Source organism: Xenococcus sp. PCC 7305 (assembly GCF_000332055.1).
Taxonomy (GTDB): Bacteria; Cyanobacteriota; Cyanobacteriia; order Cyanobacteriales; family Xenococcaceae; genus Xenococcus.
Map to the genome: position 1 here is coordinate 1 of NZ_ALVZ01000053.1, position 10103 is coordinate 10103.

The 10103-nt window shown below is 41.4% G+C and carries 8 protein-coding genes; 6 read left to right on the forward strand and 2 right to left on the reverse strand.

What is annotated here, in order from left to right:
• Positions 1-2586: cellulase family glycosylhydrolase (locus XEN7305_RS26270; RefSeq protein WP_006507484.1), on the forward strand; the 2586-nt coding region annotated here is incomplete at its 5' end.
• A 250-nt stretch (positions 2587-2836) separates the two neighbouring features.
• On the opposite strand, the gene XEN7305_RS01185 is transcribed toward XEN7305_RS26270, so the two are convergent.
• Complete coding sequence (locus XEN7305_RS01185) at positions 2837-3226, reverse strand: AbrB family transcriptional regulator (protein ID WP_006507485.1); 390 nt, start codon at positions 3224-3226, stop codon at positions 2837-2839.
• Positions 3227-3471: 245 nt separating this feature from the next.
• Here XEN7305_RS01185 and XEN7305_RS01190 point away from each other — a divergent pair, with 245 nt between their 5' ends.
• From XEN7305_RS01190 to XEN7305_RS01200, 3 genes are all read left to right on the forward strand, one after another.
• Positions 3472-3915, forward strand: coding sequence for an RrF2 family transcriptional regulator (locus XEN7305_RS01190; protein WP_006507486.1), 444 nt, complete (start codon positions 3472-3474; stop codon positions 3913-3915).
• A gap of 132 nt (positions 3916-4047) precedes the next feature.
• Complete coding sequence (gene cbiB / locus XEN7305_RS01195; RefSeq protein WP_006507487.1) at positions 4048-5034, forward strand: adenosylcobinamide-phosphate synthase CbiB; 987 nt, start codon at positions 4048-4050, stop codon at positions 5032-5034.
• A gap of 136 nt (positions 5035-5170) precedes the next feature.
• On the forward strand, positions 5171-6253 hold the full coding sequence (locus XEN7305_RS01200; RefSeq protein WP_006507488.1) for an ATP-dependent 6-phosphofructokinase: 1083 nt from the start codon (positions 5171-5173) through the stop codon (positions 6251-6253).
• Positions 6254-6313: 60 nt separating this feature from the next.
• Here the strand turns inward: XEN7305_RS01200 and XEN7305_RS01205 are convergent, their stop codons facing one another.
• The gene (locus tag XEN7305_RS01205) at positions 6314-9028 is read right to left on the reverse strand and encodes a CBS domain-containing protein (RefSeq protein ID WP_006507489.1); all 2715 of its coding nucleotides are present in this window, start codon (positions 9026-9028) and stop codon (positions 6314-6316) included.
• 168 nt (positions 9029-9196) lie between these two features.
• Here XEN7305_RS01205 and XEN7305_RS01210 point away from each other — a divergent pair, with 168 nt between their 5' ends.
• Together XEN7305_RS01210 and XEN7305_RS01215 are read left to right on the forward strand one after the other, a co-directional pair.
• On the forward strand, positions 9197-9625 hold the full coding sequence (locus XEN7305_RS01210) for a hypothetical protein (RefSeq protein WP_006507490.1): 429 nt from the start codon (positions 9197-9199) through the stop codon (positions 9623-9625).
• A gap of 173 nt (positions 9626-9798) precedes the next feature.
• A partial coding sequence (locus XEN7305_RS01215; RefSeq protein WP_006507491.1) for a helix-turn-helix domain-containing protein occupies positions 9799-10103 on the forward strand: 305 nt, incomplete at its 3' end.

Here is a 10103-nt window from a genome sequence, read left to right on the forward strand (position 1 = left end):
CCTCCAGTTGTTGAACCTCCAGTTGTTGAACCTCCAGTAGTCGAGCCCCCAGTTGTTGAGACTCCCGTCGAACCTCCAGTTGTTGAACCTCCCGTCGAGCCCCCAGTAGTTGAACCTCCCGTCGAGCCGACAAGTGATGGTGAAATTGATGTTGAGATAAAAATCGATCCCTGGTCTCATAACTCTGGTGCTACTGTGCATCTAGAAGTAGAAAATGTAGGAGAATCAGAAATCTCCGGTGCCGAAATTAAGTTTAGATCTGATTTTGCCATTAAAGACTTAGATACTGATATTTGGAGTGCCAGTATTGTTAGTGAAACTACTATCGACGGACAATATGAGTATGTGCTGGATTTGGATGGTAATGAGGACCTAGCTCCTGGCGAAAAACATTCTTTTGGCTTTAATACTTTAGACGCTACTCCTGAATTTGAATATATTACTTTGAATGATGGCTCCACACCACCTACTCCTCCAGTAGTTGAACCTCCTGTAGTTGAACCTCCTGTAGTAGAGCCTCCAGTTGTCGAACCCAATCCTAATCCTGGCTCCAATAAAGGTGTACAGCTTATCTTTGACACAGATATGTCTAATGACGTTGACGATGTTGCTGCTTTGGCAATGATTCATGCTTTAGCCAATAATGGAGAAGCTAATTTGCGTGCTGTCGTCACAAATGCCAACTCTATCTTCCCCAGAACAGCTTCCACCGTTGATGTCATTAATACTTACTATAATCGCCCAGATATTCCCATTGGTGTCACTAAGCTTTCTGGTTTAAAACAAGATGGAACTTGGTATGGCGGGAATATGCATAAAATGTTCCCCCACGACACCCCAGAAGATAGTCAAGTAGAAGATTCTGTTGATGTCTTAAGAGCAACATTAGCTGCTGCAGAAGATAATTCCATTACTTATGTCAGTGTCGGTTATCTAATAAATATGGCTAGTTTGCTGCGCTCTGGACCAGATGAGCATAGTGATTTAACTGGAATGGAACTAGTTGAACAAAAGGTTAAAGAAGCTGTGATTATGGGAGGTCAATATCCCCATAGTGGCAAAGAATTTAACTTTGCCGAGAGTAGACCTCAAGATACTCAACTAGTTGTAGATACTTGGCCCACTCGCATCGTCTTTTCTGGGGCTGAAATTGGCTATAAAATGTATAGCGGAACTAGTCTACAAAACGCACCAGACTCTAATCCAGTCAAATATGCCCACGAAGTATTCAGAGGATTTGATACGCCCAATAATGCAATTACTGATGGGTATCATACTTGGGATCAGACAGCTGTCTTATGGGCAGTTAGAGGAGATGAAGACTTGTGGCGAAGAGTAGATAATGGATTTAATCAAGTTCATTCTGATGGCTCTAGTCAATGGCAGACTTGGCGCGATGATTCTCGTCAGGAGTATTTAGTCAAAACGAAAGATAATTCCCATTACGTAAATATTGTTAATGATCTATATTTATCTCCTCCACTAGACAACCCAGTAGTTGAACCTCCAGTAGTTGAACCTCCTGTCGTTGAACCTCCAGTAGTTGAACCTCCTGTTGTGGAACCTCCAGTCGTTGAGCCTCCTGTTGTGGAACCTCCTGCGCCTACTACAGGAGATGGTGAAGTATCCCGACCAGATTATAATCAATCCACAGGATTCTTTACTCTTAATGGCAAAGTCTACGATGCTAATGGCAATGAGTTTATAGCCCGTGGTGTCAATAATAGACATGTTTGGTTTGATAGTTGGGGTCAAACTCCAGCTCTCGATTCTCTTGATAATATTGCTGACTTTGGTTTTAACTCGGTAAGAATTGTCTGGGAAGTTGATCATAAGGATGGTAGCCTGACTAATGACTCAATTCTAGAAAGAATTATCCAAACAACCATTGATAATAAAATGGTTCCCATGGTCGAACTCCATGACTTTACAGGCAGCAATAATAATAGTGACTTACTCAACAGAGGAGTCAAATGGTGGACTGATAGATCTGCTATGTGGGAGAAATACGAAGAGTCTCTCATGATCAATATTGCTAATGAATTTGGCGACTGGTATTATGCCCAAGGTTCTAGTCGAGCGGAATTTCCTAAAGTCTATAAAGAGGCAATTACTAGAATCAGGAATGCTGGTATTGATAATACTCTCGTTATCGATTCTTTCAGATACGGCAAAGAGGCCAGCTTAATTGCCGAATATGGGCAAGAAATCTATGATCACGACCCTCAGAAAAACGTAGTCTTTAGTGTTCATTTCTATTGCGGTGGAGGAGACGATCCTAATCAAATAGCAGAAGCTTTTGATTCAATAACAGGACAAGGCTTACCAATGGTAGTTGGAGAGTTCGGGCCTACCCATCCTCCTTGTGGTGATGTTCGCGACGATGTCATTATGGCTGAAGCGCAAGAGCATGGAGTCGGCTATTACCCTTGGGCTTGGGACGACGGCGAATGGGCTTTGGTGGCTAATCGCAACTGGGAAGCTGATTCCTATAATGAGCTCACTCAGTTTGGGAAAGATGTAATCTATGGTCCTAATGGAATCGAGGAAACATCGGAGATTGCTACTATTTTTGAGGATTTCTAGAAAGTAGCGAAAAGCTTTCCTAGCCAAAACATATATAAGACGTTGCCTGGTAGTAATTACTTAGCAACGTCTTAATTTTTAGTCAGTCTTTATGAGCAGGGTTTTGTCCTTTTGTTCGACTATAGTAAGTAAAAAAGCTTATAGCTGAGAGCAAACGAGCTTGTAGCTACTAGTGAAGCGATTTTAGATAGTGTTGAGGGTAATCAGAATAAGTTCGGTGATTGTGAGACCCGAAAAAATCTACAAATTTTTACTCTTCTTCTTCTTCGCCGCCAATTTGTTTAAGATGAATATGTTTTCTTCCTAATGTTATTTCGAACTCATCTCCTGGCTTAAGACCCATTTTTTTTGTGTAGGCAGAACCAATGAGTAAGTTATGGTTAGACTGTACACTAATACGATAACTGGCAGAGCGACCCCCCCGACCCTGACCATTAGAAGTGCTATCTAACTCTATTCCTTCCGCATCTATTAACGCATTGAGAAATTTCATCATATTAACTCTTTCTACACCGTTCTTGGTAACAGTGTAATAGCCGCATTCTCTTGCTTTTTCCTCTTTAGAGAGGTTGCCAAGTTCTTTAACTTTGTCTACTAACTCTTGTCCGAATAAAGGTTCTGGTTGGTTCATTGTTGTCATTAACTCAAACTACAATTAATAATTTTGTTACATTTAGCAGGTTTGCCAGGTAGCAATACTTATTAAAGATAATAATATACTATTGCATTGCTTTTTGGATTTTAAATTATATTATACTTATCTGAGAATAATTAGGAATATTTTAATCTAGTCAAATGATAAAAATATCAAATTAATCTCATGACATCTGAAAGGTAAAAGATAAGCTATAGTTTATCAATCTTTGATATCTTCAAAACCATAAAATGAAGTTAACAACTCGCAGTCATTATAGTGTAAAAGCTTTGTTAGACCTTAGTTTACAACCAGGATATGGCCCGACATCTGTTAACACGATCGCAGATCGCCAGGGTATCCCGGCACCTTATTTGGAGAAATTATTGATAGAAATGAGGCGGGCAGGCATAGTCAGATCTGTTAGAGGAGCCCAAGGAGGGTATCAGTTAGCAAATAAACCAGAACTTATTTCGTTAGGTCAAATTCTTGAGGCTGTAGGAGAAACTATTGAACCATTAGCAAAGTATCGTCCTGATATAAATATGGCAGAAGATTGGGTAACTTTTAGTCTTTGGAAGCGATTGCATAAGAAGTTAAAGGAAGCATTATACAGCATTAGTTTAGCTGATCTTTACTATGATGCTCGTAGTTGGCAAGCTGCCCAAGGAGAAGAAAATAATTTCATTGTTTAATCGATAAAGTTTATAAAACGATGAAGGATGAAGGATAAAGGATGAGGAAAAGTTACAAGTAACTCATTCACCAATTTCCCACTACCAACTATTAACTGTTAACTATCAATTATTAATTATCAATTAGCTATATTGTTCTCTTCTTCTGAGTTTATTTTAGTCTTGGCATCAATTTGGGATTATGTAATTGGTGATCCGAGATCTTGGCTTCATCCCGTGCAGATTATGGGTTGGATTATTCATAATTATACTCAGTTAGTGATTAAACTAGTCCCTAATAATTTACTCCGTCGGCTAGCTGGTATTATCCTCGGTTTGGGTTTAATTTTGGGTAGTGCCACCATTACTTGGTTAATAATAAAAATCTCGGCTCAAATAAATCTGGGTTTCGGTATTGGGATTGAGATCTTGTTGCTTGCTAGTTGCTTTGCCGGAAAAAGTCTACGAGTGGCAGCAGAAGATGTTTTAGAGCCTTTGCGAGAATTTGATCTGACAACAGCTCGTTCTAAGTTAAGTATCTACGTAGGTAGGGATACGGAGCAACTTTCTTCAAAGGAAATCCTGCGAGCAATTTTGGAAACCGTGGGGGAAAATGCGGTGGATGGGGTAACAGCACCGCTATTTTATGGCATTATCGGCGCTCTGATTCCTGGGGTGGGGCCGGTTCCCCTCGCTTTCGGCTATAAAGCTGCTAGTACATTGGATTCCATGATTGGCTATCTTCGCGAACCCTATACTGATCTGGGATGGTTTAGTGCCCAATTGGAAGATCGCTTAACTTGGCTGCCTTGTCGTTTGACAGTCCTAACTTTAGCCCTGTTTTCTGGCAACCCTCGTCGGGTTTTGACGATTTGTCGTCGAGATGCAGTGCTTGATCCTAGTCCCAATTCTGGTTGGAGTGAATCTGTTTATGCTGCTATTTTGGGGGTGCAGTTGGGGGGCATTAACAGCTATGGGGGTATCATCAAAGAAAAACCCTTATTGGGAAATTGCGATCGCGAAATAACTCCTGCTATTATCCAAAAAGCTTTGGCTTTAACTCGTTATTGTTTTCTCTCTTGGCTTGCGATCGCAGTAATGATCTTGATCTTTATAAGGATAATCTCCAGTTTTATTTAATCACAGTAAATATACGGTAACAATTGTTCAAAAACCGATAAAAAACTTAGAGGCACGGAGGAATCAATCCTGATACTCTCGGAATATTCGACAATATCATGTTGGGAATTATCTTTAAAAGTATATAGATTAATAAATGCCGGATCACAAAAGAATTGGAATTCTCACCAGTGGGGGCGACTGTGCTGGACTAAATGCAGTTATTCGAGCCGTCACTCGTTGCGCCATTAAATCCTATGGCTGGGAGGTTTTTGGTATTTGCAAAGCCACTCACGGTCTCATGGCTCGTCCGCCCGAAGCTATGAAATTGACAATTTCTAAAGTAGATCCTTTCCTTACGATGGGAGGTACTTTTTTGGGGACAACCAATAAAGGAGATCCTTTTGCCTTTCCCATGTCTGACGGAACTTTGGTTGATCGTTCCGCCGAAATCATTGAAGGCTACAAAAAACTTAATTTAGATGCACTGATTGGCATTGGCGGAGACGGCAGTTTAGCTATTTTGCGCAAACTGGCTCAGCAAGGGGGAATTAACCTCGTAGGAATCCCGAAAACCATTGATAATGATGTCAATATGACTGAACGTTCTATTGGTTTCGATACAGCGGTGAATATTGCGACAGAAGCGATTGATCGTCTGCATTTTACCGCCGCCAGCCACAGTCGAGTCATGATTGTCGAGGTGATGGGTCGCGATGCCGGGCATATTGCTTTGAATGCAGGGATCGCCGGCGGAGCTAATATTATTCTAATTCCTGAAATTCCCTATAAGTTAGACAATATTTGTCAACAGATTAAGACCAGACAAACTAGAGGCAGAGATTATTCGATCGCGGTAGTTTCAGAAGCCGTCTGTAATGAATTTGGCGAGCCGATACAAGAAGGACATTTTGTCGATTGTCGTTTAGGGGGAATTGGGCAGTATTTGTCAGAACAAATCACCAAACTCAGTGGTGCTGAAACTAGAGTCACAGCCTTAGGACATACTCAAAGAGGCGGGACTTCTTCCCCCTTGGATCGCATCTTAGCTGCTGCTTTTGGCGTGGCCGCAGTGGAATTAATCGCCCAGGAAAAGTACGACTACATGGTGGCCTGGCGAGATAGATCCGTCGAAGCTGTGCCGATCGCAGAAGCAATTAAGCATTATTATTCTGTTGATCCAGGGGGCACTTTAGTTCAAACGGCTAGGGGTTTAGGAATTTGCTTTGGCGATCGTTGACGGGCTTTGCCCTTGAGGGCAGAAAGCAGAAGGCAGATGGCAGAAGTTTTATGCCTTCATTTAATATTTAGATCTAATCAGAGCTTCAGCTTCATCGCGATTAGTAATTGTCTGATCCAAGGTTGCGGTTAACAACTCATCTAGCATTGTTTTATACTGACGACCTGGCTTATAACCTAAGAGCTTCAGATCATTACCATTAAGTAGTGGTTGAACTTTTGCTAATTTGGTTAAATAGTTCCAGAGAATCTTACGGTTATCTGGGGAAGTTCTGACTGCGAGTAAGATCAGGCCCACATCTTTATAAGAATGGAGTAATTGATAGATTTCGCTGGCTAGATGGCAATCTGGTAATTGAGCAGTAATTTCTAGTTCCATTTGCTCTAATTCCTGGACTCTTTGGATAGTTTCCTTGGGCAATTGGAGATTGGTGGCAACCTGTTCTCGGGACGTTGGGGGTAAATTGGCAATTAATATTTCCAATCGAATTAGCCAATGTTGTAGTTTATTTTCGGGGTCGAGATATCTTAACCAGCGGGAAACACAGCGAACTTCCCACCATAATTTTTTGGTTAAAACCAAATCCTGATGCAGACAGCGCAAAGCTCCCAAATCTGCTAGCAACTGTAATGCTGCCTTCCAATAGTCAGGTTGTAAAATATGTTTGAATTCGGCCCGCAACCTAGTCGTTAATGCCGGGGCCAGCTGATCGCCCAATCTCAGTTTCTCGTAAACACCACTGTCGATCGCATAACGAATATATTCAACAGTTTGTTCTTCAATCTCAAATCCTAAACGAACGGCAAAGCGCACGGCACGATAGATCCGAGTCGGGTCCTCGATGAAACTATTGGCATGAAGCACTCGGATCTGACGCGATCGCAAGTCCAGTAGCCCCCCAAAAAAGTCTAATAAATCTCCTTTTCGGGAAAATTCTCCCTTGGCGGGACGGGTCAGACGAATTGCCAGGGCATTAATTGTAAAATCTCGACGATACAAGTCTTGTCGAATGGAACTCGCCTCCACTTCTGGGTTAGCTGCTGGATAGGGGTAAAATTCGGTTCTGGCCGTGGCAATATCCAACCAAAGACTACCTAATATCGGATCTTTATGCCAAAGCAGTGCCGCAGTTTGAAATTGACCGTGAATCGAGAGCCGAGCTTGAGGATATTTTTCCTGAATCGAACGGGCTAGGTTAACTCCTGCTTGATCATCAGCGGCACGATGGAAACCATCTACGACCAAATCAATATCCTGGAGCAATAAGGGAGCATTATCATCACTAAGCAAGAGATCCCGAACTCCCCCGCCGACCAAATATAAATTCCAACCCCGATTTTGGGCTGCGATCGCAATTTGTGACAGCAACTCCGAAATCGGCTTAGCTAATCTAGTTTTTAATGTGGGTAATAAACAAGAGGTGAGAGGTGCTTTACTATCACGACTAACCGATAATTCTTCTAGTTCCTCGCGATCTTGATGCAATTGACGCAAAACATCGGTACGAGTCACAATTCCAATTAATTCTTGGTTGTCCAAAACTGGCAATCTCCCAAGATCATAGGTCACCATCAAAGATTCAATTTCTCGCAGAGTCGTCTCGGGATTGATAATTTTGAGATTCTGGGACATATAACCCTTGACTGGGGCATGGGAAAAACCATGATGCAACGCAAGATCTAAATCTCGACGGGAAATCACCCCAACTAGTTTTCCTGTGGCTTCAACTACTGATAAGCCTGAATGCCCGTAACGAAAGAGAATTCTTTGGGCTTGTTTGATCGTGGTCTCGGGACGAATTGTTCTGACAGGAGATGACATTAAATCTCTGGCGGTGGGAGGTTCGGGAATCTGCGATCGCAATCCTGTAACTAAACTGCGAAAAACTTCCTCAGCATCTGTTGCCGTCGTTGTCATGGAGGCCGCTTGGGAATGACCGCCACCACCATAGGGAATAAATAATTGATTGAGATTGGTTTCTCTAATTCGCGATCGCCCAATCACAGTTATTTTCGTAGCATCTTTTCTGTGATATTCATGCCCCAGTAACAAAGCATCGCTTTCGGTTAGATCAATTAATCGGGCCGCTAGACTAGATAAACCCTTCACAAATTCATCAGTTTTCAGTAGAACTGAAGTTATTTTATAGCCCCGAATTTCTTTGATTTTTAATTGGGCTAGGGCTTGTTGTAGCATTTCCCGCAATTGAGGGGCTAAACCTGGTTCCACATATTCTGCGATCGCTTTAACATTAGCACCCATTTCCATCAACCAAGCTAAAGCTTTAGCATCGCGGGGAGTCGTCATCTGATAGGTTAGAGAGCCTGTATCAACATGAATGCCTAAAGCCATAGCAGTTGCGGCAATGGGAGGTGGGCTAATCTTCTCTTTTTGTAATAATTCTGCAATCAAACTGGTAACTGCACCAAGTTTTTCGACATGGGTTTGCGTCGCCGGGATATCTGATGCTGCATCAAGATGATGATCGTAAATTTCGATGTTTTGCACATTGGGTAAATCAAGCCAAGCAGCAGCTTTGCCCAGGCGATCGCGTTTTTGGGTATCGGGAATGAGGATAGATCGAATAGTTTGAGGGGAAAGACTGCGTAATTCGATAATCGGAAATTCATCTCGATGCAAGGCCAAAAATTCCCGAACTGTAACATGAGCACCGCCAGTCAAGACAATTTTGGCACCTTTTTTTAGTAGGGATAATCCAACTGCTGCGCCTAAAGCGTCAAAATCTGCTATTTGGTGACATAGAATTAAGTCCATATTTGAGAACAGTTTGGGGGGATAGGATTATTATCTCGCGTTTATCCTCGAATGGGGGCAAAGGCGCAAAGACGCAGAGGGATTTGCTCGTATGTTGCTTGTTATTATTAAATTTTTTACGTAATATTATACGTAATGAGATTTTATTAGTTATGAGCTCTGTGCTTTATGAACACTGCTATTTTCAGCGATCATATTTTTACATCTAGCGAGCTAAATCGCAGATCTGGTCACGTTTTAGATACTGCATTAACAACGCCTGTTACGATTACTCGCAATAATGATTCATTTGCTCTTTTGAGACGAGAGTTGATGACAAATATGGCTAAAGAAATTGAACAGACTAATAAAGTTAGTCAACTTGTTAATGTTGTTTTTCAGCTCACTTTAGGGCAAGAAATTGAGAGCACTAATGAGTTTAAATGGATAGAAGAATTTAACAGGGAAGAACGAGTTGATTTAGTAAATGAAGTTTATGAGGCTTTGAATTTGGCACAGTCAACAGACGATTGGGATGAAGTTGCTGCTGTTATTCATGAATGGCGTGAAAGTGCGATTGCGGTCTCTAGTGACGAGCTTGCAGAAGCATTTAGCTAAAATATAAACAATGTCAGAATCGAGTTTACTTTTAGAGTCTCCAGAAAAAATACTAAATATCAAGGAGAAGGTAAGAGAAGAAAAAGATCATAAACTTTGGACTGTTTAAGGATGGTCATTTGAACTTATCAAAGACTAAAGAATTAAAAGAGGTTGCCGAGAGGATAAAGTAAATGCGGTTAGGGTTTAAAACAGAATTAAAAGTAAATAATACACAAAAAATTCTGTTAGCCAAACATGCAGGAGTAGCTAGACACGCCTGGAATTGGGGTTTAGGTTTAACCAAGCAAATATTAGACAATAATAAAAATAATCCAGAAGCCCTAAAGGATACCGCTTCGCATAAAACAATAAAATTCCCCACAGCTATAGATTTACATAAGTGGTTAGTAGCCTTAGTCAAACCAGAATATCCTTGGTACTATGAAGTATCAAAATGTGCGCCTCAATATGCCCTAAGACATCTGAGAAAAGCTTG

Coding starts and splice junctions, on each gene's coding strand:
- XEN7305_RS01200 (WP_006507488.1), top strand. CDS start 5,171: ATGCCGGATCACAAAAGAATTGGAATTCTCACCAGTGGGGGCGACTGT.
- XEN7305_RS01190 (WP_006507486.1), top strand. CDS start 3,472: ATGAAGTTAACAACTCGCAGTCATTATAGTGTAAAAGCTTTGTTAGAC.
- XEN7305_RS01205 (WP_006507489.1), bottom strand. CDS start 9,028: ATGGACTTAATTCTATGTCACCAAATAGCAGATTTTGACGCTTTAGGC.
- XEN7305_RS01185 (WP_006507485.1), bottom strand. CDS start 3,226: ATGACAACAATGAACCAACCAGAACCTTTATTCGGACAAGAGTTAGTA.
- XEN7305_RS01210 (WP_006507490.1), top strand. CDS start 9,197: ATGAACACTGCTATTTTCAGCGATCATATTTTTACATCTAGCGAGCTA.